This window comes from Priestia sp. 10L35 (assembly GCF_056395685.1).
Map to the genome: position 1 here is coordinate 155,965 of NZ_JBFTKA010000004.1, position 22,414 is coordinate 178,378.

The 22,414-nt window shown below is 39.0% G+C and carries 26 protein-coding genes; 7 read left to right on the forward strand and 19 right to left on the reverse strand.

The genetic code is table 11. From position 1 onward, the window contains the following. Positions 1-113: 113 nt before the first annotated feature. Positions 114-590, forward strand: a complete 477-nt coding sequence (locus AC1DEF_RS16380) for a CotG/ExsB N-terminal domain-containing protein (protein WP_477727443.1) — start codon at positions 114-116, stop codon at positions 588-590. A 144-nt stretch (positions 591-734) separates the two neighbouring features. Further along, the gene (locus AC1DEF_RS16385) at positions 735-881 is read left to right on the forward strand and encodes a hypothetical protein (protein WP_016763466.1); all 147 of its coding nucleotides are present in this window, start codon (positions 735-737) and stop codon (positions 879-881) included. A 31-nt stretch (positions 882-912) separates the two neighbouring features. Here the strand turns inward: AC1DEF_RS16385 and AC1DEF_RS16390 are convergent, their stop codons facing one another. Next, positions 913-1,326 (reverse strand): YppG family protein, encoded by a 414-nt coding sequence (locus tag AC1DEF_RS16390; protein ID WP_013056116.1) that lies wholly within the window; start codon positions 1,324-1,326, stop codon positions 913-915. A 229-nt stretch (positions 1,327-1,555) separates the two neighbouring features. Between AC1DEF_RS16390 and AC1DEF_RS16395 the strand changes: the two genes are divergently transcribed. Both AC1DEF_RS16395 and AC1DEF_RS16400 read left to right on the forward strand, forming a co-directional pair. Further along, the gene (locus AC1DEF_RS16395) at positions 1,556-1,750 is read left to right on the forward strand and encodes a YppF family protein (protein WP_013056115.1); all 195 of its coding nucleotides are present in this window, start codon (positions 1,556-1,558) and stop codon (positions 1,748-1,750) included. Between the two features lie 125 nt (positions 1,751-1,875). Continuing rightward, positions 1,876-2,046 (forward strand): hypothetical protein, encoded by a 171-nt coding sequence (locus AC1DEF_RS16400; protein ID WP_013082336.1) that lies wholly within the window; start codon positions 1,876-1,878, stop codon positions 2,044-2,046. 90 nt (positions 2,047-2,136) lie between these two features. Here the strand turns inward: AC1DEF_RS16400 and AC1DEF_RS16405 are convergent, their stop codons facing one another. The 3 genes from AC1DEF_RS16405 to AC1DEF_RS16415 form a co-directional block, all read right to left on the reverse strand. After that, entirely contained in the window at positions 2,137-2,274 is a 138-nt protein-coding gene (locus AC1DEF_RS16405) for a hypothetical protein (RefSeq protein ID WP_176521252.1), read from the reverse strand. A 170-nt stretch (positions 2,275-2,444) separates the two neighbouring features. Then, positions 2,445-2,795 (reverse strand): YppE family protein, encoded by a 351-nt coding sequence (locus AC1DEF_RS16410; protein ID WP_013056113.1) that lies wholly within the window; start codon positions 2,793-2,795, stop codon positions 2,445-2,447. A 45-nt stretch (positions 2,796-2,840) separates the two neighbouring features. Next, entirely contained in the window at positions 2,841-3,095 is a 255-nt protein-coding gene (locus AC1DEF_RS16415; protein ID WP_318331109.1) for a hypothetical protein, read from the reverse strand. Between the two features lie 227 nt (positions 3,096-3,322). Here AC1DEF_RS16415 and AC1DEF_RS16420 point away from each other — a divergent pair, with 227 nt between their 5' ends. Further along, complete coding sequence (locus AC1DEF_RS16420) at positions 3,323-3,424, forward strand: hypothetical protein (RefSeq protein ID WP_016763465.1); 102 nt, start codon at positions 3,323-3,325, stop codon at positions 3,422-3,424. 11 nt (positions 3,425-3,435) lie between these two features. Here the strand turns inward: AC1DEF_RS16420 and AC1DEF_RS16425 are convergent, their stop codons facing one another. Next, positions 3,436-4,431, reverse strand: coding sequence for a DUF2515 family protein (locus AC1DEF_RS16425; RefSeq protein WP_477727444.1), 996 nt, complete (start codon positions 4,429-4,431; stop codon positions 3,436-3,438). A gap of 73 nt (positions 4,432-4,504) precedes the next feature. On the opposite strand from AC1DEF_RS16425, the gene recU reads away from it, so the two are divergent. Beyond that, positions 4,505-5,104 carry a Holliday junction resolvase RecU gene (gene recU, locus AC1DEF_RS16430; protein ID WP_318331107.1) on the forward strand — a complete coding sequence of 200 codons (600 nt, stop codon included), beginning with the start codon at positions 4,505-4,507 and terminating at the stop codon, positions 5,102-5,104. Positions 5,105-5,167: 63 nt separating this feature from the next. Beyond that, positions 5,168-8,002: a transglycosylase domain-containing protein gene (locus AC1DEF_RS16435; protein ID WP_477727445.1), complete on the forward strand. Its 2,835-nt coding sequence runs from the start codon at positions 5,168-5,170 to the stop codon at positions 8,000-8,002. Between the two features lie 35 nt (positions 8,003-8,037). Here AC1DEF_RS16435 and AC1DEF_RS16440 read toward each other — a convergent pair whose 3' ends face one another. From AC1DEF_RS16440 to AC1DEF_RS16505, 14 genes are all read right to left on the reverse strand, one after another. Then, positions 8,038-8,529, reverse strand: a complete 492-nt coding sequence (locus AC1DEF_RS16440; RefSeq protein WP_016763461.1) for a YpoC family protein — start codon at positions 8,527-8,529, stop codon at positions 8,038-8,040. Continuing rightward, positions 8,516-9,187 carry an endonuclease III gene (nth, locus tag AC1DEF_RS16445; protein WP_043979488.1) on the reverse strand — a complete coding sequence of 224 codons (672 nt, stop codon included), beginning with the start codon at positions 9,185-9,187 and terminating at the stop codon, positions 8,516-8,518. The genes AC1DEF_RS16440 and nth overlap by 14 nt, the downstream gene beginning before the upstream one ends. Positions 9,188-9,327: 140 nt before the next feature. Beyond that, the gene (locus AC1DEF_RS16450) at positions 9,328-10,035 is read right to left on the reverse strand and encodes a DnaD domain-containing protein (RefSeq protein ID WP_016763459.1); all 708 of its coding nucleotides are present in this window, start codon (positions 10,033-10,035) and stop codon (positions 9,328-9,330) included. 336 nt (positions 10,036-10,371) lie between these two features. Continuing rightward, the gene (gene asnS / locus AC1DEF_RS16455; protein ID WP_028407969.1) at positions 10,372-11,664 is read right to left on the reverse strand and encodes an asparagine--tRNA ligase; all 1,293 of its coding nucleotides are present in this window, start codon (positions 11,662-11,664) and stop codon (positions 10,372-10,374) included. A 157-nt stretch (positions 11,665-11,821) separates the two neighbouring features. Beyond that, positions 11,822-13,006, reverse strand: coding sequence for a pyridoxal phosphate-dependent aminotransferase (locus AC1DEF_RS16460; protein WP_013082327.1), 1,185 nt, complete (start codon positions 13,004-13,006; stop codon positions 11,822-11,824). A 133-nt stretch (positions 13,007-13,139) separates the two neighbouring features. Continuing rightward, entirely contained in the window at positions 13,140-13,628 is a 489-nt protein-coding gene (locus AC1DEF_RS16465) for a cell wall elongation regulator TseB-like domain-containing protein (protein ID WP_013056103.1), read from the reverse strand. An 11-nt stretch (positions 13,629-13,639) separates the two neighbouring features. Next, positions 13,640-13,810 (reverse strand): YpmA family protein, encoded by a 171-nt coding sequence (locus AC1DEF_RS16470; protein WP_013056102.1) that lies wholly within the window; start codon positions 13,808-13,810, stop codon positions 13,640-13,642. Between the two features lie 188 nt (positions 13,811-13,998). Beyond that, positions 13,999-14,796 carry a ComEC/Rec2 family competence protein gene (locus AC1DEF_RS16475; RefSeq protein ID WP_057241804.1) on the reverse strand — a complete coding sequence of 266 codons (798 nt, stop codon included), beginning with the start codon at positions 14,794-14,796 and terminating at the stop codon, positions 13,999-14,001. 88 nt (positions 14,797-14,884) lie between these two features. Beyond that, positions 14,885-17,686: an ATP-dependent DNA helicase DinG gene (gene dinG / locus AC1DEF_RS16480; RefSeq protein ID WP_230184587.1), complete on the reverse strand. Its 2,802-nt coding sequence runs from the start codon at positions 17,684-17,686 to the stop codon at positions 14,885-14,887. 200 nt (positions 17,687-17,886) lie between these two features. Continuing rightward, a complete protein-coding gene (gene panD / locus AC1DEF_RS16485; protein ID WP_013056099.1) occupies positions 17,887-18,270 on the reverse strand; it encodes an aspartate 1-decarboxylase in 384 nt (127 codons plus the stop codon). Continuing rightward, positions 18,271-19,128 carry a pantoate--beta-alanine ligase gene (gene panC, locus AC1DEF_RS16490; RefSeq protein WP_097823979.1) on the reverse strand — a complete coding sequence of 286 codons (858 nt, stop codon included), beginning with the start codon at positions 19,126-19,128 and terminating at the stop codon, positions 18,271-18,273. A gap of 1 nt (position 19,129) precedes the next feature. After that, positions 19,130-19,963, reverse strand: coding sequence for a 3-methyl-2-oxobutanoate hydroxymethyltransferase (gene panB / locus AC1DEF_RS16495; protein WP_043979506.1), 834 nt, complete (start codon positions 19,961-19,963; stop codon positions 19,130-19,132). Positions 19,964-20,235: 272 nt separating this feature from the next. Next, positions 20,236-21,225: a biotin--[acetyl-CoA-carboxylase] ligase gene (locus AC1DEF_RS16500; protein ID WP_080974241.1), complete on the reverse strand. Its 990-nt coding sequence runs from the start codon at positions 21,223-21,225 to the stop codon at positions 20,236-20,238. Further along, positions 21,210-22,403: a CCA tRNA nucleotidyltransferase gene (locus AC1DEF_RS16505; protein ID WP_028407961.1), complete on the reverse strand. Its 1,194-nt coding sequence runs from the start codon at positions 22,401-22,403 to the stop codon at positions 21,210-21,212. The genes AC1DEF_RS16500 and AC1DEF_RS16505 overlap by 16 nt, the downstream gene beginning before the upstream one ends. Positions 22,404-22,414 lie beyond the last annotated feature (11 nt).

The window sequence follows — 22,414 nt, forward strand, 5'->3', positions numbered from 1 at the left end:
CCCACCTCATCAACTATTTGCGCAAACTCCACTTTTGACTCATATCAAGGACAAGCATCAGTGCGTATTCTATTAATGCAAGACCTAGTCCAATTGACAAGGAGGTTTTTGTATTGCATATTACACCTGAAAAAATTAAAGAGGCTGCTGAAGCCCTAGAATGTACAGAACTGAAATCTTTTATGTTTCAAGAGCCAACTGCCGGTCCACTAACAAAGCCGCGTCGCTCTTCTCGTAGCACTGGCCGCTCTCGTCGTTCTACTCGCCGTTCTACTCGTCGTTCTACTCGCCGTTCTACTCGTCGTTCTACTCGCCGTTCTACTCGTCGTTCTACTCGTCGTTCTACTCGTCGTTCTACTCGTCGTTCACGTCGTTCTACTCGTCGTTCACGTCGTTCTTCTCGTCGTTCACGCCGTTCTACTCGCCGCTCTCGTCGTTCTTCTCGTCGTTCACGCCGTTCTACTCGCCGCTCTCGTCGTTCTACTCGCCGCTCTCGTCGTTCTACTCGTCGTTCACGTCGTTCTTCTCGTCGTTCTTCTCGTCGTTCTTCTCGTCGTTCACGTCGTGCTCGCCGTTCACGCCGCTCTTAATTTCTCTAAACACTCATCTTTATTGCAAAAAAAAGCCGAAGACCCATGAGTGTCTTCGGCGTTTTTTTCCACTTATAGTAGGGCACATTTGGAAATATACTAAGATGGGATGTTATTCATTTTACATAGAGAAGGAGAGGTTTTATGAAAAAAAGCAAGCATCAAATTTCAACTTCATCAACAACAGATGTCGAAGAAGTCAAACGTTTAAATGCTCAGTCTGGATTAACTTACAATGAAGTATTTACACTTCTTGGAGAAACTTATTTGAAAAATCAAAAGAAAAAATAATAAGCAGGGACTAGAAAACACCTTCTAGTCCTTATACTTTAAAAATCCCGGAAAACCCTTTAACTAGGGATGTTAATTGGTTCATGGCTCCCATCATCTGCCCCGCAGTATTCATCATCTTGTTCATATCGTAGTTGCCATCACTCGATTTAAACTGAGACATTAATGACTGAAATTGAGAAGGCTGAGGCTTTTGTTGCTGAGCTTTAGGGTATGGATTAAAAGGCGCACCTGCATTATTGTACATGGGCTGCTGGTACATTCCGTTCATGTAGGGAATTTGCTGAGGACCAAAAGGCATTTGTTGCTGAGCGTACGGATGTTGCGGCATATAAGCTTCCGTCCATGGCTGCTGATGATACTGCGGAAATGGATGTACCTGACTTAAATCAAAACGTTCTGGTTGATGTTGCTCATAATACGGATAATGCTTACTTGTATACATGCAAAATCAATACCTCCTTTTTAATATTACATAATATATAGTATGTATGCAGAAATAAGAGGTGACGTTCGTCTACTTGTACTTTTGGAAAACACATTCAAAAATATGTAGGTTTCTGTCGAAAGTTTAAATTTTTCAAAAAAACGAGATTATTTAAATATATGGTACGATAAGAACAAGTGATACTACGATACGTAGTGGCACAAATGGGGATTAGGAGGGAATTTACATGTATGTGAACGAACTTCAAGAAGCTTTTATTGCGGTGAAACAGTATGAGCCGCAGTCAAGTAATGAATTACTCGATTTTGCTCAGCAGCAGTATTTAAAAGGTTTTTTAACTCCTATGAATTACAAAGCCGCTGTACGTGAACTCGAACAAATTGGAGCTACTAAGCCCGATTTTAGTGCACAAGATGATTAATTTTTTTACTACCACCGAGAAATCGGTGGTTTCTTTGTTTCCTATAAAGTGGACACATACTTCTTTTTTGACTTGTTTATACTATAAAAGCTTTAACGTAGTATTCAATAAAGGAGGTCTATCTCATGAGTCGTGGAAAACATTTTGATCATAAAAAGCAAGGCCAAAGTGCAGCAACTAAAACAAATAACGCCGTTGCTTCTAAACATACTGAAAAAGTTGATTATCATATCGATACAGTCGCTTCACAAGATCACCCAGCTGTTTCTATCCAATCTCAAAAAGATTTTGATTAACTTTTTGATTGATATGATAAAAAGAGGCTGGGACATAACAAAATGAATCCAATCTTGAGACGAACAAATGGGATACATGAGCTGAACCGCTTATGACACCGCAGTTGATCTCCGTGCAAGGCTTCGCTTTCCGCGGGCGGCCGATGAGCCTCCTCGTCGCTTGCGCTCCTGCGGGGTCTCATCTGTTCCGCTTTTCCCGCAGGAGTCTTCGCCTTGCTCTCCAATCAACTGCTAGAAGGAACAAAACAAATGAAACCTATGCTTCTCATCAAAAAAAAAACGAACTACGAATCAAAAATTTTGATCGATAGTTCGTTTTTCATTTCGTGTAAAATACTTTTGTCACAATCTCATACATAGAAAATCCCCACCTTATAAGTCTCAACGGAAGGCCGGGATTAATTATTCAATATCGACTCGAGCACATACTTATTTGAGTGATACATCTTTTTAAATCTCTTTTCTCGCGTCTCAGGATAAAACGACTGTAGTACAACGTTTTGTAAATTTTCTTTTAACGTCTCTACTTGATTAACATGAATATATTTTGGTCGCTCTTTCTTCAGCCATTCCGTTACGAGACTAGCCCATTCATCAAGTTCTTTGAAGAAAATATCTCCATAAGGCTTTACTTCTTCAAAAAATTTCACTTCATAATTTTCTTCCTGTTGAATAGACGCTAATCGTTCTACAGCTACTTCATTATATTGAAACATGATCTCCGTACTTTTTTTCACATCTTCATTCATCGTTATTCGTCACCTCTACGATGACTATTGTAACATAAACAGTCTTTATACTGTATGAAGAACCATTTCTCTTCGGCTTCTATTCCATTCTGTTTCGGAAGGCATGCTTTCATACACAGCTACTTCAATTTCTTGCAGTGATTGGTCAATGCGATGAACTTGTTCCATATATGTTTCTTCACAATGTGTAAATGCTTCATTTATAGATATAGACATCGTTTTATCCACTAAATCTACTTGCTCTAGTAAGCTATCTAATAAAGTCATCATTTCGCTTGTTTTAACCATACTTTGTTTCATCGCCATCCCTCCAAATTTTCCTTTGCATAACGTATTCTCTCTTTTCTTCATTGTCCCTTCACACATGACAAAACTAGTTTCTATTCGTCAAAGAAAGATGTTTTCGACATTTTCATTTATAGTGAATCGAAAGTGAACATATTGAAAACACTAGTATAGACATTTCAGCTAAGCAGATACATTCCGCTGCTGAACGTTTATTACAACATGATAGGAGGTGCCTAGATATGGCCAACAAACAGCAAAAATCACAGCCTAAAAATAAGCCTGAAACAAAAACCTACGGTGATCCTAAAAAGTTAAACGGTCCTAACCAGCCTTCTACTTAAGAACAAAACGGTCACTTGTGACCGTTTTTATTTACATTAAATACTTGCGCTACTTTCATTAATATATACAGCTGCTTTTGCTTTTGAAGATACCACTTTGTAAAATGAACTTTCTTTGGAAAAGACGGCTTTTTCATGAGCTTTTGTTCCTCTTTTTTCGTTAAAAACCACTCTTTTCTCTTCTTTTCATGATGTCTAATAGCCGGATACACCTTTCGAAGAGCAGGTGTACGGCAGCTGGTTTTATTCACAAAATACTGCTCATAATCGTATCTCGAACCCGTATGCTTTGTTTTCAAAGAAAATTCATAAAACAAGGGATAATACTTTTCATGAAATAATAAAGCCGCTAATTTCTTCCCCAAATCAATCCGATTATTTACTTTTGTAAAATCATGAACAGAACAACCGTATAATTCCCCTTTTGTAGTAGGAAAAAGGACGGAACTAAAGTGGAATATATCTTGAAAAAAAAACAGCGTACTTTTAAACACTCTATCTTGATAAAAAGGCTGTTCAATAACGGGCAGTTGAATAACATGCTGCTCATTCACAATTAACGCATGAATAAGCTGCAGTTCACAAGGTCTGTGCATAAATTGTCTCCACTTCTCTTCGATAAAAGATGAAACATTTAAATAGGGAAGTAAATGCACGTAAGAGACATGTTTTTTACGTGAAACAGCATACAATAGTAATTGCGGGAAGACATCTTTAAAAATAAGCCAATTTGCTCTTTCATACGTCAAAAATAATAAATCGCGCGTTTGCTTTGATAACGCTTTTTTCATGTTTTCCCCTTGCAAATCACACATATTCCATCCTGCGTTTCGTGACACCATACTTGCGAGAAATGCCCACTTTACTTCAGGATATCTATGATAAAAAGTTGCATAAGCCTGGGTTCTTGATATATTATCAATATTCAGCTTGTCTGTGGTTTTTTTAATCGCCGTCAACAGCGCTTGTTCCGAACTATTGAGTGACATCTCTTCATCTTCTTTCATCTATTTTTATTTGTAGGATTTGGTATAATAGAATTTGTTTGTTTAATAGATTTACACTAAAGGAGTGATGGTTATGATTCGCTATCCTAACGGAAAGGCCTATAAGCCATTGAATACCAGCAGTCCTTCCCCTAAAAAGCTAGAAGCTAGCTATAGCAATCGTGGTATGACGCTGGAGGACGATTTAAACGAAACAAACGAATACTATGTTTCAAAAGGAATAGCCATTGTTCACAAAAAACCAACCCCTGTTCAAATTGTAAAAGTAGACTATCCGAAGAGAAGTGCCGCTGTTATTAAAGAAGCTTATTTTAAACAGGCTTCTACTACAGACTATAATGGAGTCTATAAAGGAAAACACCTTGACTTTGAAGCAAAAGAAACGAGAAATAAAACCTCATTTCCGCTGCGTAATTTTCATGAACATCAAATTGAACATATGAAGCAAATTGTGAAACAAAACGGGATTTGTTTCGTTATATTAATGTTCTCTACTTTACAAGAAATATACTTGTTCGAAGCACAGTTCCTTTTTCCTTATTGGGGTGCCATGAAAAAAGATGGACGAAAATCAATCCCTAAGGCAGATATTGAAAAAAAAGGACATTTCATCGAACTTGGTTACCATCCGAGAATCGATTACATAAAAACTATAGATAAATTATACTTTTAAGAGTATGATATATATGTTTACGGAAATCATTCTCTTACAATGCGTTGAAAGGTAGGAGTTTTTATGTCAGATAATTATCGCTCTCGTGAAGAACGACGAAGAGCTTTGAATGACAACAAACCAGAAGGTAAATCTCAAGGAAAACCGAAAAAGAAGAAAAAAGGAGGCCTATTTCGTAAAATTGTTGCCGCAGTTTTACTGATAGGAATCATCGGGCTCATTGCCGGAGTGGGAACTTTTTTTGCTATGATAAGCGATGCTCCAAAAGTTGATGACTCGGTATTAAAAAACTCTTTTTCATCTAAAGTATATGCAAACGATGGAAAGACAGTTGTAAAAGAAATTGGAGCTCAAAAACGTACATATGTGCAATACGATGAAATCCCTCAAGTCGTCAAAAACGCATTTATCGCTACGGAAGACGTTCGTTTTTATAAACATCACGGCGTCGACTTTTACCGAATTGGCGGAGCATTAATGGCGAACTTTAAAAACGGCTTCGGTGCTGAGGGCGGTAGTACGATTACTCAGCAAGTGGTAAAGAATTCGTTCTTATCACCAAAGAAGACGGTTAAACGTAAAGTACAAGAAATGTGGTTAGCTTACCAGCTTGAGCGTAAATATTCCAAGCAACAAATTCTTGAAATGTATTTAAACAAAATATATTTCGCATCAGGTGAAGTATACGGTATTGAACGAGCAGCTGAGAAATTTTACGGAGTTAAAAGCGTAAAAGATTTAACTCTTGATGAAGCTGCTATGTTGGCAGGCTTACCAAAAGCGCCAACTACTTATAACCCAGTTACAAACCCAGAGAATGCTACTAAACGCCGTAACACAGTATTGAACTTAATGGCTAAGAACGGCTTCATTACACAAGCCGAGGCAGACAAAGCAAAACAAGTAGATGTACAAGCTCACTTAGCTAAACAAACTGAATCAACATCTAAGTACGATGTATTTATTGATCAAGTAATCGAAGAAGTAAAAAAGAAAACAGACGCAGATCCATTTTCTGCGGGCTTAGAAATTTATACAACGCTTGACACTAATGCTCAGGACTATGTGGATGATGTGATGAATAACAAAGTAGTCAACTTCCCGAATGATAAATTCCAAGCAGGTCTTGTCGTTGTAGATAATGAAACAGGCGGTATTCAAGCAATTGGAGGCGGACGTAATCGTGTGTCAGGCGGCTTAAACTTTGCAACAAATATGAGACGCCAGCCCGGCTCAACCATTAAACCGATCTTAGATTACGGCCCAGCGATTGAGAACTTAAAGTGGTCCACTGGACAACCGATAAAAGATGAAGAATATCATTATTCAAACGGCACACCAATCCGAAATTTCGGACGCAATTATAAAGGGTGGGTTTCAGCGCGTGAAGCTTTAGGACGCTCACTGAACATCCCTGCTTTAAAAGCGTTTCAAGCAACCGGGGCAGACAAAGCAAAAGAGTTTGCTACTGGCCTTGGGCTAAAATTAGACGAAGAAGATGGCGAAGCTTATTCTGAATCTTATTCTATCGGAGGCTTCCGTACAGGTGTTACACCGCTACAAATGGCTGGAGCCTATAGCGCTTTTGCAAATGAAGGTATGTACAATGCACCTCATACAGTGACAAAGGTAAAATTCCCAGATGGAACAGAAATTGATTTAACACCAAAATCAAAACGCGCAATGCAAGATTACACGGCATTTATGATGACGGACATGATGAAATCTGTTGTAAACGAATCATATGGTACAGCTCGTGCTGTTCGTACACCTGGATTAGAAATTGCGGGTAAAACCGGAACTTCAAACTTTAGTGCTGACGAGAAAAAACGATACAACATTCCAGACGCTGGTGAAAAAGACGTTTGGTTTAATGGGTTTACGCCAAACTATACGATTTCCGTATGGACAGGCTATGAAACTGCTAAAGACGGCTATATTTTAAGTCCTAATGAAACAGGCATGGCAAAAAATATCTTTAAGCATGTTATTACTCATATTTCTGAAGGCAAACCTAAAGGAAGTTTCAAGCAGCCGGACAGCGTAGTTGAACGTTCCGTGGAAAAACCAACGGGCAAAGACTTAAAACGCCCAAGCGGCTCTACTCCTTCGAGCTTAATTACTAAAGAATACTTTGTACGCGGTACTGCACCGACAAAAGTATCTCAAACGTTTGTGAAGAAAGAAAAAGAAGAAAAGAAAGAAGATAAAAAAGAGGACAAAAAAGAGAAAAAAGACAATAAAGATGTGAAGCCAAAAATTACTGCTTCGTATAGCGGAGGAGCAATTTCAGTTAACTGGTCAGCGGCAAACGCAGCCAGTGATACGACTTTTACAGTCACAATGTCATCTCCTAACGGTTCTGAACAACTCGCATCTGGCACAGGAGCCGGTGGAAAAACAATTTCCAACCCAGCACCAGGCGCAACGTATAGTTTCACCGTAACAACAAATACGGGCGAAAGCGCTAGTTCTTCTGTAAAAGTCCCTGATTCATCAGATCAAGCTACCGAAGATGATTCTACTAAGCCTGAAGATGACGGAACAACGGACGATAATCAAAATGAAGACAATAGCAACACTGATCAAAACAACGGCTCTGATCAAGGGGACGATTCATCTACTCAGCCGGATGATAACCAAAACAACAATAATGGCAGCAATAACGGCGGTAACAATAGCGGCAATACCGATAATAACAATAATAACAATAATGATAGCGGCAATGCTAACGATGGTAACAGCGGCAACAACAGTAATAACGGAGGCACAACAACTCCTCCAGCAGACAATGGTGGAAGTGACTCAGGAAGTCAGACACCACCAACAACCCCTGCTACACCATCGACGCCGTCAACACCTGCTACACCGCAGCAAGAGCCAACAACTGAAAATTAACGTAGCAGTAAAAAGCCCCTACACGTGTAGGGGCTTTATTTCTTGTGAAGAATAAGCATTTTTGCATACTGTTTACGTAGCTCATTAAATAACTCTGTCAGCTGAATATACGCTTGATAAGAAGAAACTCGCTGCAGCAAAAACATAAGTCTCTCAGCACAGTTAATAGGCTTATAGGTTAGGTCCGCTATATCTTCTTGCAGCCGATTTAAACGCCGAACGGGCTGTCCGTTAATCCAAAACAGTAAACTAATGTACATAGCAGCAGCTTGTTTCATACAAGGGGCTGCTTCTTTTGCTTTTCGCAGAGAAAAAAGCGTATACAGTTCTTCCCTTTGAGTTTCCCACTTTTCAAAAAATGGCCGTATGTTCTTTTGAACATCCCTCCAAGGTGTTTTCGTTTCTTTATGTACATCGTATAAAATATCATAAGCAAAATAATTTTTTCCACCCACTTCAAGAATCCGGTCTTCTTTTGAATAGAATGGTTCGCATATGAAATGTGACGGCACTTCAATCGGTAACATCTGTCTTCTTCTCTCTTCCTTTCATTCGTTTCTTTCCTTCTCGGCAAAGATCAAGAAGCGGGCAGACATGACATTGAGGAGACTGTGCTTTACAGTGATAGCGTCCAAAAAAGATAAGTCGATGATGCGTGACTGACCATTCATCTTTCGGAACTTTTCTCATTAGCGTTTTTTCTACTTCCAAAACAGAATCTTTCCACCTGCAAATCCCAAGGCGTTTACTTACACGTTCTACATGCGTATCTACTGCTATTGACGGTACTCCAAAAGCTACGGATACAACAACATTAGCCGTCTTACGCCCTACTCCTGGAAGATTGGTCAGCTCATCACGATCTGTTGGAACTTCTCCTCCATACTCATCAATGAGCATACGGCAGAGCTTTTGAATATTTTTAGCTTTGTTTCTATATAAGCCGATTGATCTAATATCTTGCTGCAGCTCTTCTAACGAAACGGCTAAATAGTCTTCAGGCGTTTGATATTTTTTGAATAAATCCGCTGTTACGCGGTTGACTAGAGCATCTGTGCACTGAGCAGATAGCGCCACAGCAATGACTAAATCAAAGGGATTCCGATGATTTAACTCACAGTGGGCGTCAGGAAACATTTCCGCCATAGCATCTAGGCACTGTCTGATTTGTTTTAACGTTAACATACTAGTTCTCCTTCTCCTTACAGGTAGTTCCCTCCTATTTTACAATAGGGTTCCTGTCAAATGCTACTTTTGTCCATATTCTTTTAAAAAAGCTGCTTCAAGATTCAATTACTTGGATCTTGAAGCAGCTTTTTATCCTGTCATTGCTCTAGCCAGTTAAAAAAAGGAATGGCTGATGTAGACTGAGAAGGGTTAACAGAAGATAGTTTTTTGGGCTGTTGATTTTGACGAAATTTTTGGCTATGCTTGCGGGCTTGATCAATGGTCTGAATACCATTTTTCTTCCATTCAAATAAAATCCGATCAATATACCGGAAGTTTAATTTTCCAGACATCACCGACTCTCTTAGTGCCGCTTTAATAATAATGGGATCATGATGATCTTGATCAATCCACATCGCTAGCGTTTCGCATTCAAACGGAGACAATGCTCTGCCGAACTCTTTTTCAAACATTGTATATAAATTAAGCTCTTCTTGTTCTTCTTCACTTTTTTCTACTTCTCTTGTTTCTTGCATCATATGATGAATAAGCTTTTCCCAAAGCGGTTTTAATGAATAACGTTCACAAATAAGGGCGTTTTGCTGTTGATCTTGCTCAATAGATAAAAAGCCGCGCTGAATTAATGCTCGCAGCGTATCCATACAGACAGCACTTGAAATACTCATTTTTGCCGCCAATTCGTTAGGTGTCGGGAAACCTTCACCGCCTTCAATGGAAACATAAATATGCATTAACGTCATGAATTCCGTTTCGTTCATTCCCAAATCGCTATAGTGATTAAACAGCAGCTTCGGAATTGAAACTGTGCCTTGTTCAAACCATTCAATTAACGTTTCTTTTTTCATATCCGAACACCTCAGTAGTTAGTATATCATGAAGTTTATAGTCAAAGTAATAATTATTCGAAGCTAAAAAAGCTTCTATGTAAAACTTTCCGCTGAAACCGTACCATTGCTCTGCACATATAAAATATATACGAACGATGACTTCCTTCCAAGAATATTACACTAACTTATTTTTTCGAGAATTGCAACTCCCTTTTAAGTTAGGCTCTTTTCTATGTTTGCCTTTGTTTCCTTATGATATAAGTAAAAGCCTCGTTTTTCTTTTCTTTTTATAATTCATAAAAAAAGCTAAAAAAGTATCCTGACTACAAGAGTCAGAATACTTTTTTCACTTCCTTACGGGTATAGACGGTTTAATAAGCGTGGGAATGGAATCGTTTCACGAACGTGTTCTACGCCGCTAATCCATGCTACCGTACGCTCAAGGCCTAAACCAAATCCTGAATGTGGAACTGAGCCATACTTACGAAGCTCTAAATACCACTTATACGTTTCAGTATCTAATTTGTGCTCTTCTACACGCTGAGCTAAAAGCTCTTGATCATGAATACGTTCAGAGCCTCCAATGATTTCTCCGTAGCCTTCTGGTGCGATTAAATCTGCGCATAATACTACGTCTTCATTTGTTGGATCTGGCTGCATATAAAATGGTTTTAATGACGTCGGATAGTGTGTAATGAATACCGGCTTGTCATAGCTTTCTGCGATAGCCGTTTCATGTGGTGCTCCAAAGTCATCTCCCCACTGAATGTCTGTAAATCCTTTTTCATGTAAGAATTTAAGAGCGTCATCGTACGAAATACGAGGGAATGGCGCTTTAATTTGTTCTAACTTAGATGTATCACGGCCTAGTACATTTAACTCTAACTTACAGTTTGTTAAAACAGACTGTACGACATGAGACACATACTCTTCCTGTACTTTCAAGTTATCTTCGAATTGGTAGAAAGCCATCTCTGGTTCAATCATCCAAAACTCAATTAAATGACGGCGTGTTTTAGATTTTTCAGCACGGAACGTTGGACCGAATGAAAATACTTTTCCAAGAGCCATTGCCGCTGCTTCCATATAAAGCTGTCCACTTTGAGAAAGATATGCATCTTCGTCAAAATATTTCGTGTGGAATAATTCTGTTGTTCCTTCAGGAGCACTTCCTGTTAGGATTGGCGGATCTACTTTTGTAAACCCGTTTTCGTTAAAGAATTCATACGTTGCACGAATAATTTCGTTACGAACCTTCATAACAGCATGTTGACGTTTAGAACGCAGCCATAAATGACGGTTATCCATTAAGAACTCTGTTCCATGTTCTTTTGGCGTAATTGGATAATCAACAGCTTCATGAATAACTTCAAGGCTTGTAACTGTTAATTCATAGCCAAACGGTGAGCGCTCATCTTCACGTACTACACCTGTTACATATAGTGATGATTCTTGCGTCATAGATTTAGCTAATTTAAAAGTTTCTTCTTCTACTTCAGCTTTTACAACTACCCCTTGCATAAATCCTGATCCATCGCGCAGCTGTAAAAAGGCAATTTTACCACTTGAACGTTTATTCGCTAACCAAGCACCAATTGTTACTTCTTTTCCTACATGCTTGCTTGCTTCTGAAATCGTAATTTTCACGATTAATATCCCTCCAAAAAACTTACATTTCGTAATTATGTATGCCATCCTATTATACATTTCGACAAACATAATAACAAGTAACAAACAAAAAGAGCCTTCTAACACGTGTGATTTGTGCTAAAAGGCTCTTTTGTTTCTACCTATTGTTACTTTTTTATTTCATGTGACGAGTCATGAATGATTGAATTCGTTCCAATGCCTTTTCTAGCAAATCTAGTGATGTAGCATAAGAAAGACGTACGTTTTCTGGTGAACCGAATCCTGATCCAGGCACTAGCGCTACCTTCTCTTCTTCTAAAATAGCTTCTACCCATGCATCAACTGTATCAAAACCAGTTAACTTTGCAGCTTCAATTGCATTAGGGAATAAGTAGAAAGCACCCTGTGGTTTTAAGCATGAGAATCCTGGAATATTAATCAGCTTTTCATGAATTACGTTTAGACGCTCTTCAAAAGCTTGTCGCATCATTTCCACCGGCTCCTGAGTGCCGTTATAAGCAGCAATTGTTGCATATTGAGCAATAGATGTTGGATTTGACGTGCTGTGACTCGCTAGGTTTGTCATCGCTTTAATAACTGTAGCATCACCAGCTGCATATCCAATGCGCCAGCCCGTCATGGAATGTGACTTAGAAACACCGTTAATGATAATTGTTTTTTCTTTTAACGCTGGTGAAAGCTGTGCAATCGATACATGTTCATTTTGACCATACACAAGCTTTTCATAAATTTCATCTGATACGATAAAAATATCGTGCTTCAAGCAAACTTCTCCTAAAGCTTGAAGCTCTTCTCTTGTGTAAATCATACCTGTTGGGTTGCTTGGTGAATTGATAATAACAGCTTTGGTTTTAGCAGTAATAGCCGCTTCTAATTGTTCAGGTGTGATTTTAAATTCGTTATTTTCAGAACCTTCAACGAATACTGGTGTACCTTCTGCTAACTTTACTTGCTCAGGATAACTCACCCAGTAAGGAGTTGGGATAATCACTTCGTCACCTTCGTCTAACAGAACTTGAAATAACGTATACAGTGCGTGCTTAGCACCTGTACAAACAATAATTTCAGAAGGTGAATACGTCAGGCCTTGGTCGCGTTTGAATTTTTCAATTACCGCTTCTTTTAATGGTGCAAGGCCGCCTGCTGGCGTATATTTTGTCTGACCATCATTCATTGCTGTAACAGCCGCTTCTAAAATGTGCTGCGGCGTATTAAAATCAGGTTCCCCTGCTCCAAGTCCAATCACATCATGACCAGCCGCTTTCAATTCTTTCGCTTTTGCTGTAATCGCTAATGTTGATGATGGCGTTAATGCTGATACACGTTTTGCTAACTTCACTAAAATCTCCCCCTATGAACTAAAGCTATAATCAGCCCGCGAGCTGATTATAGATAAAAAATTGGCTTCATTTTCATAAAGCGCTGAAACCTTATATTATGACACATATGGTATTTCATATGGTATAAACGATTTATGATTGAGATAAGCTGTATCGTTTTATAAATTCACCGCTAGAGAAATCAAGATAATAGTATGTTAAATGTTTCTTATCTTTATCCACATATGTTACTTCCCACAGCGGCTTTTTATTTTCAATGCCTAGGCGCACCGACTTAATTTCCTGCGGGTTTTTATCATTTTTCACAATGGAAATGGCTTTCTCTTTTGTGATCCCGCTGCTTGCTTTCTTTAAAACAGCTGTTTGCTTTTTGCTTTTAGGCATCCAAGCAATTACCTTTTGATTGCTTCGGTTTGTACCTTCTACTACATAAAATGCATGATTGCCGAAATATGGCTGGGTGCTTGTGACAGATTTCAAATTAAATTCTTTTTTTGCTTGGGATGCTGCTTTTTCCTCAGCAGACTGAACATCCTTCACGGACGAGTGATAAATGCTAAAAGAAATGCCTCCGATAATTAAAAGCACAGCAGCTACCGCTACAATAATTAACTTTTTCATAAAATCCCTACTTATGTACGATAAATTGTAAATACAGCTTTGCTTTGATCTTCTTCATCTAACGCTAATCCGAACATCAAATCTTGCTTTTTCAACGTGCGATTCAAACTATCAACAATTTTATATAAATCCGAGGAATTTTCCACGCGGACAGTTGATAATACTTCAATCCTACTTTCCATTGTAAACCTCCTAGCTCGTCTATCACGACGCAAAAATGACGATATTCGTATTATAACAGGTATCAAAAACCATCGTCATCTTTTTCACTCATCAATCCCGTCTGTACGTTTTGCGTAAAAACCGAATAAATAAGTAAACATATATAATATTATAAGGAATTTACCTCTTTTTGCAAAAGGAAATTTGTTTATTTTGCAGAAAATTTCATCACATCATAGGATTTTAGCGACATTTTAATAGAGTAAGCGCTCCCCTCTCTTACGTCATATAATTCAATCCATTCAGCTGTTAAATTTGAAAGCAGTCGAGGGGAATAGGAACGGCCTGGTTTCGTAAAAGAAACGGCAAGCTGTGTATCTAATTGCTTCAAAAATGCATTCGAAAAAAACGTTCCCTCTCCAAAATCAGGAATTTTCAATACATCTACATGGGTAAGAGGAATACGTAAAAACTTTTCTTCTACTTCATCTGAGCTGCTCATTGCATATAGAATCCGATGTTCTCCGATCGTAAATAATAGATCCATAGCCGCTATTTTTTGCTTCGATGCATGCAAGACATCAACGTGTATATTATTTGTTAACTGAAATAAATCATTTTCTTTCCACTTCTCTGTTTGAAATTCCGCCTGGTACTGAGCGGGGACAATAATACGCTCTATATGATAATCATTCACAGCTCGCTGAACATTTGAATCATAGTACTTTTGCTGTTTCGTAATCACTAATTGGTTGATTTTTTTCACTTTATATCGCTTCAACCACTTCTTCAGCTCGGGATAGGAAGATGCATTCCCGGTATTTATCAAAATAGTCTCACCGCTTCCGTCTTGAATCAGACTCGCTTCTCCAGCTGAAAGAGGTAAAAAGGTAATCACTACTTCATCAGCTTGTAAACCAAAATCTACGTTTTTAATGACGGCTGCTGAAACCGAGCAGTTCATAAAACTAAAAAACAGTACGGCGCTTATTAATATTTTAATCATACAATGTCCTCATTTGCTTATCATAGTATATTACTATCGTCTCTCAAGTGAAGAAACAGTATGCATAAAAAAAGACTTAAGCGTATGCTCAAGTCTTTTCATTCCACCATTCTTTGTAGTCCAGTAAGATATTCGAAAACGTTTTTTGAACAACCTGGACTTTTGGAAGTGAGTGAAGGAAATGGTACCCATATGCTGTTCGCGTAATACGATTATCAAAAATAAATATAGCTCCTCGGTCACTTTTCGAACGAATCAACCGTCCAAATCCTTGTTTAAAACGGATAACGGCCTGAGGAAGTGAATAATTCATAAAAGGACTTTTTCCTTCTTTTTTCATCTGCTCAAATTTAGCTGTCAGCAAAGGTTGATTTGGAGATGAAAAAGGAAGTCTGACAATTACGAGACATGATAATAAATCTCCTGGCAGATCAATTCCTTCCCAAAGGCTGTTTGTACCTAATAGAATGGAATGCTCAAACTGGCTGAAGTCCTTTAGCAGTCTATTACGATTTCTAGTTGTGACTCCTTGACCGAGCAGTACAAACTCTTCAAGATCGTTTAACTCTTTTAAATAACCATACGTAGCTTTCAGCATGTCATATGAAGTAAAAAGCACCAGCATACGACCATTTGTTACTTTAGCTACGTCAAGAATACTTTCTGCCATCATAGCGCTATACTCATATAATGATACTTCGTTAACAGCAGGCATATCTTGAGGAATATAGACTCTAGCTTGCTTCTCATAATCAAACTCAGAAGGGAGAATGAGTTGAGCAGGCTGAAAGTCATATAACCCTAGCTCTTGAATTAAATAATCAAATGTTCCATTCACCGTCAATGTAGCCGATGTTAAAATAACGCTTTGTTTCTTGGCGAAAAATTCATCAGCCAGCGTATCGGCAATGGAAGTAGGCTGACTATAGATATACGTAGCATTCGCTGCTCCTTTTGGTTCAATCTCAAACCACGTTACGTGATGACTCTGCTGTTTGAACAAAAGCTTTTCTATTTGCTGAGATATGTGTTCAAATCCTTTAACAGCCGTTTGAAATTCATGAAGAGACGACTGTTCATTTTTTGTGACTTTGTCATATAGTTCGTCAAAGGAATGTCTTGCCCCATCATTCCATGTAAAAAGATCGTGAATTAAAAAACGAATGCGCGACGCTGCTTCTTGAATAGCCGTCCAGTAATGCCCATGCTCTTTTTCCACTTTATATCGATAGCTGCTTCTTCCAATCTCGCCCTGCTGATTGCCGATTCTTTTTTGGACAAAAGAATGAATCAAACGAAATAAGTCATCGCACTCAGAATGGAGCTGCACAAACAGGTTTTGAAGAAATTCAGTGTTAAGCTCGATGCTATACTTTACAAACGTATGATGAATTTTTTTTAACAGCCCTTTGTCTTGGATGGTTCCGATTCGGTTTAATAGCGCATGAACCGCAAAATAATCTAAGCGCTCCCCCAGCTCTTCTCCAGCAATGTCTTCTAAGTGATGAGCCTCGTCAATAATAATCTGTTCATACTCAGGCAGCAGCTCATGATTACTCATCACATCCATCAACAGCAAGCGATGATTTGTCACTACTATATGGGCATTTTGCGCTCTGTTCTGCGCTCGTTCATAAAAAGAATAAAGTTTCCAAGGATGCTTAAAGTCACTTGGAGACGGATTGCTTTCATTTAGCTGTTCCCAAAAAAGTTTGCCGCCAGAAGGCAGGTTGATTTCATCGCTATCGCCCGTTTCCGTTTCCGTCAGCCAAATAAGCAGCTTCGCTTTTGTAAGAATTGCATCGTAATTATTATTGCGCTCTTTTAAGAGCTGAATAAATTTTCTTATACTAATGTAGTGTTCTCTTCCTTTTAAAACAGCTGCCGTAACAGGAAACGGAACAATCTTTTCTAGAATGGGCACATCTTTTTCGATGATTTGCTGCTGAAGCGTTACCGTGTTAGTTGAGATAATAACTGGGCGGTGATGAACAGAAGCATAAAACACGGCAGGAACTAAATAAGCGTAGGTTTTACCAATACCGGTCCCGGCTTCAATTAAAGCATGCTCATTACCTGCAAAGCACTCTTGTACAAAGTTCATCATCTCCCACTGCCCTTTTCGTTCTTCAAACAATGGCAGAGCCTGATGGAACAGCTTTTGCTTTTCAGTTTCAAATATTTCGTAAGTATGAGAGTGCTGCTTTTCATTAGCTGAATGCGGCTGATATTTGTTTAGCGCAATGCCATGTATAAATTCATAAGAATCATCCTCGGCATAGCTTTTATCATCTATAACTTGTTGAATCAGTTCTCCAATTTCACTTTTAAAGTGCAAGCTTAGCGCATACAGCTGCTTTAAGGTTGTTAGAGGTAGCTTCTTTAATTTTTCAATTAGTAACAGTAAAATACGTGCCGTTACTTCTGCATCACTATCTGCTTGATGAGGGTTTTCATGTTCAATATGTAAATACTCAGCTAATTGGCTAAGTTTGTACCCATCAACTGTAGGCAGCAGAATCCGGGCCAGTTCGACGGTATCTACGGTTGAATTATAAAGCGTCTCCTCTCCGCACTGATAGAGTTCTTCTTGTAAAAAAGTTAAATCAAATGCCACATTATGCGCAACAAAATAAGCATCATCTAGCAATTCTATAATTTTAGGTGAAATTTCTTCAAATAAAGGCGCATCTTTCACCATATCATTTTGAATGTTAGTTAGTTGTGTAATAAAAGGCGGAATATCCATACCAGGATTTAAAAAACTAGAAAAACGTTCAACAATATTGCCGTCTTCTACTATGACAGCAGCAAATTGAATCATTTTATCTCCTTGTTTTGGAGAATGTCCCGTCGTTTCAAGATCTACCACAACAAAGCGTTTATTCACGGTCAACACCTCGCAAGTCTGTCTTTTTATAGTATAAAGTGAAAGCCTGCTCTATATGCTTTAAAAGCGCAACTCCTTCTCGTAAAAACAGAGAGGCTTTCATACATAGAGTTTTACTTTAGTGTGTATAGAGGTTTATACCGTTCACTTACTAGCGTATGTATTCAAATAAAAATCCCCCTCATAAAGGGGGACTGTTCTTATAGAATTGTACCAGCTGGTTCTTGTTTAAGCAATTGTTGGATTTTATTCTGCTCATTCATAATCGCTACGGTTGGATGATGGTGGGCTACTTCTTCATTTGCCACGAGCGCATAAGAGATAATAATGATAATATCTCCAGGCTGCACAAGTCTTGCAGCAGCTCCATTTAAACAAACTACGCCGCTCCCGCGTTCGCCGGGAATCACGTAAGTTTCCAAGCGGGCTCCGTTATTATTGTTTACAATTTGGACTTTTTCGTTTGCTGCTATTCCTACTGCGTCGATGATATCTTCATCAATGGTGATACTGCCAACATAATTTAAGTTGGCTTCAGTTACATGAGCTCTGTGTATTTTAGCGTTCATCATCGTGCGAAACATTTAGTTATCCCCCTGTACGTCTACAATTACATTATCAATCAAACGTGCTTTAGAGAATTGAACAGCTAAAGCAATAATGATTTTGCCAGCGGCTTGTTTAATCGGTTTTAGCTTTGGATACGTATAAACCTCGATATAATCCACTTTACCGCTCGTATATTGCTCAATTTCTTTTCGAATGGTCTGTTTAATAATTTCTACGTGCTTCTCTCCGCTTTCAAGCAGCTGCAGAGCGCTTTGTAAACTCTTAAATAAAACAGGTGCCTCTTCTCTTTCTTTTTCTGTTAAATATACGTTACGAGAACTTTTAGCTAAGCCATCTGCTTCTCTCACCGTATCTACTGGTCTAAGCTCCACTGGGAAATTAAAGTCTTCAATTAAGCTATCTACTACAGCAACTTGCTGTGCATCTTTTTTACCAAAGTATGCACGATCTGGTGTTACAATGTGAAAAAGCTTTGTTAGTACCGTGGCTACTCCGTCAAAATGGCCGGGACGCTTCTGTCCACACAATACGTCTACACGATCTGTCACGGTTATAGCAACTGAATGGCTTGACTTATACATTTCCTCTACTGAAGGATAAAATAAATAGTCGACGTTAGCTTCTTTTGCCACGCGCTCATCGCGCTCAAAATCTCTTGGATACGTATCAAAATCTTCATTTGGCCCAAATTGAGTCGGGTTCACAAAAATACTTAGCGCCACTACTTCATTTTCTGTGCGGGCTGCTCCAAGTAAAGTAGCATGGCCTTCATGCAAATAGCCCATCGTCGGGACAAATCCAATTGAACGTCCAAGCTGCTTTTCTTTTTTCATCTCCTGCTGCATGTCTTTAATTGTTGTAATGACTTTCATCTTATTTTCCTCCGTACAGTGCCGTTAACTGCTCTTCTTTCATTGAAAAAGTATGTGCTTCTTTCGGAAACTCTCTTTTTTTCACTTCACTTACATACTGAGAAAGCCCCTGTAAAATAGGCTCATTTATTTTCGCAAATGACTGAACGAATTTTGGCACACGCTCTACTCCGTACGTTAATACATCGTGGTATACAAGTACTTGACCATCCGTATCAGCTCCTGCTCCAATTCCGATTGTTGGAATGCTCAAGCGTTCAGCTACTTGTTTTGCTACTTGTTTAGGAACACATTCTAATACAACAGCAATAGCTCCCGCCTGCTCACACTTGATCGCGTCTTGGATTAGCTGTTTAGCTTCTTTTGCTTCTTTTCCCTGCACTTTATAACCGCCCAGGACACCGACAGACTGAGGAGTTAACCCGAGATGTGCCACAACCGGAATACCAGCTTGCGTCAATTCTGAAATTGTATAAAGAACATCCTTTGCACCTTCTACTTTTAAAGCATGAGCTCCGCTTTCCTGCATAATACGAGCAGCATTTTTCATCGTGTCTTCTTTCGACACGTGATAGGACATAAATGGCATGTCGGTGACGATAAATGTATCAGCAGCTCCTCTTTTAACCGCTTTTGTATGATGAATCATATCATCTACCGTTACAGGAATCGTAGAGTCATATCCTAAAACGACCATTCCTAGAGAATCGCCTACTAAAATCATGTCTACGCCTGCTTCCTCAGCGTACTTAGCTGACGGATAATCGTAGGCAGTCAGCATCACAATTGGTTCATTGTGCTGTTTCATACGTAAAAAATCTAATTTTGTTTTCACTAACTTTCTCCTCCTTCTCAGAGGAGATGAGCGCACGTCTGCACACAAAAAGTCCTTCTACCTATAAAAGGAAGAAGGACTTTGACAGACTTCATCTATAAAAAGCACACTTTACCTAATGTGCTTACCTACGCGTCATCCCTCTGTCCTAGTCCTTAATGGATCAAGGCAGATTTATTGTCGTATTTAAAATAAAAAAACGAGTATCAAGTGAAGTTCTTGCGATACTACCTTGATACTCGTATTATAATAAAAATTTCTTTATTTTTCTACTATTTTTTAGCAGAGAGCTCAATATCTGCAGAATGAATTCGGTGTATAACTCCTTCATCATCTTCAATTAATAGAACGCCTTCATCTGTTATACCTTTTGCAAAGCCTTCAATGTTGGCTGTCATCGTGCGTGCTATAATTCGCTTGCCAATACTGATCGCATACGTTTCCCAAAGAACTTTAATTAAACCAAAGCCATTTTTTAAGTATTCTTCGTAAAGGGTTTCTAACTTTAAGAAGAACGCTTGCATCAAAGCCGCACGATTAATTTCTTCACCTTTTTCAATACGTAAAGATGTGGCAATGTGTTTGATTTGTTCATTAAAATCCGTTTCCTGCTGATTCACATTGATGCCGATTCCAATGATGACTGAGTGAATCCGGTCAAAATCAGCCTGCATTTCTGTTAAAATCCCAACTAGCTTCTTCCCATTTAATAAAACGTCATTAGGCCATTTAATGTCTGGAGAAAGGCTCGTCACTTCTTGAATGGCCTGTACAACAGCCACTGCTGATAGTAGAGTCAGCTGAGGAGCCTGCTGCGGAGGGATAGAAGGACGCAGTATAATACTCATCCAGGCACCAGTATATTTTGGGGAATACCAAGCTCTATCAAGTCTTCCTCTCCCTGCCGTTTGCTCTTCAGCAACTACGACCGTTCCTTCTTTTGCTCCTTCTTGAGCAATTCGATGAGCAATTTTCTGAGTAGAATGCACGCTTTCCTCATAATGAATATACTGACCGATTTTTGTTGTTTGGAGCCCTAATAAAAGCTCGTTGCTGCTTACTTTGTTCGGCTTCCCTACAATGCGATAGCCTTTTTTACGAACAGCTTCAAGTTCATAGCCGTCTTTTCGCAGCTCTTCGATATGCTTCCATACAGCTGTTCTTGAACAGCCTAATAAATCGCTGATCTTTTGGCCGGAGACATAGTCCCCATCTGCGTTCGTAAACATTTCAAGCAGCGTTCTTCTTATATCTGACTGCAAGACTGCACCCACTTTCTTATTGAAGATTTCGTGTTCATTAACTCATTGTATAGAACTTTCTCCTCAATTTCTTTTAACAGTTGAGACACCCATGGACCACCCTTTTTACCTGTCCACACTAAAAGATCTTGACCATTTATATCTAAATCTTTTAAAGAATGAATAGGCAGCTCGCTATAGATGTAAAGAAGCTCATGTTCATTCATATGCTCATTGCTTCGAAGAAGTTGTAAAATACGATTCACGCTTACGCTGGCCTGCTCTCCAATTGTATACATGATGCGTTTTGACCATCCATTTTCCAAAACGTCTCGAAGGCCAATAGACTGAAGCTGAATATCTTTAATTTGCTTATTAGATAATTTCCAGCTTTTAAAAAATGCCTGCTTGTCTTGAATATCGAGTAGATGTACCAGAAGTGTCCATGACTCCGATACTCGCTGAAGCATCATCCAATCGTGTGCACAAACAGACCGGAATTTTTGCGGATCTACATTCAATTGGGGCAAGTAGCGATACAACTCCGTATCTGCTACAAGTGCTAATGCTAAAGACGGACGCTTTCCGCTCAGCATTTTTTCGAATTCAACTGTAATGCGTTCAATAGAAACATGCCTCAGCAGTTCACCGTATTGCTGAATGGCTCTTTTAGTTTGATCAGACAGCGAAAACGCCAGCTGACTGACAAAGCGAACGGCTCTCATCATACGAAGAGCATCTTCATGAAAGCGTTCTTTAGCATTTCCGACAGTGCGAATCAGCTGATTTCGCAAATCTTCTCTTCCATTAAATGGATCAATGATTTCTCCTTTTGCATTCATAGCCATTGCATTGATTGTAAAATCGCGACGCTGCAAATCTTCTATCAGAGACGAAATAAACGTAACGGACGAGGGCCGACGAAAATCATCATATTCTCCCTCAGAGCGAAAAGTGGTTACCTCATAGGTCTCGTTCTCATGGACAACGACAACCGTACCATGCTCGATTCCTACATGAATCGTCTTAGGAAAGAGTTCCATCACTTGTTCAGGCCTAGCCGACGTAGCGATATCAATATCTCCAATCGTGCGATTTAAAATGAGATCCCTGACCGCTCCTCCAACAAAATACGCTTCGTAACCGGCTGTCTCCAGTTTTTCAATAATATAAAGCGGATGAATGAACGGTTCTTTCATAACTTCCTCCA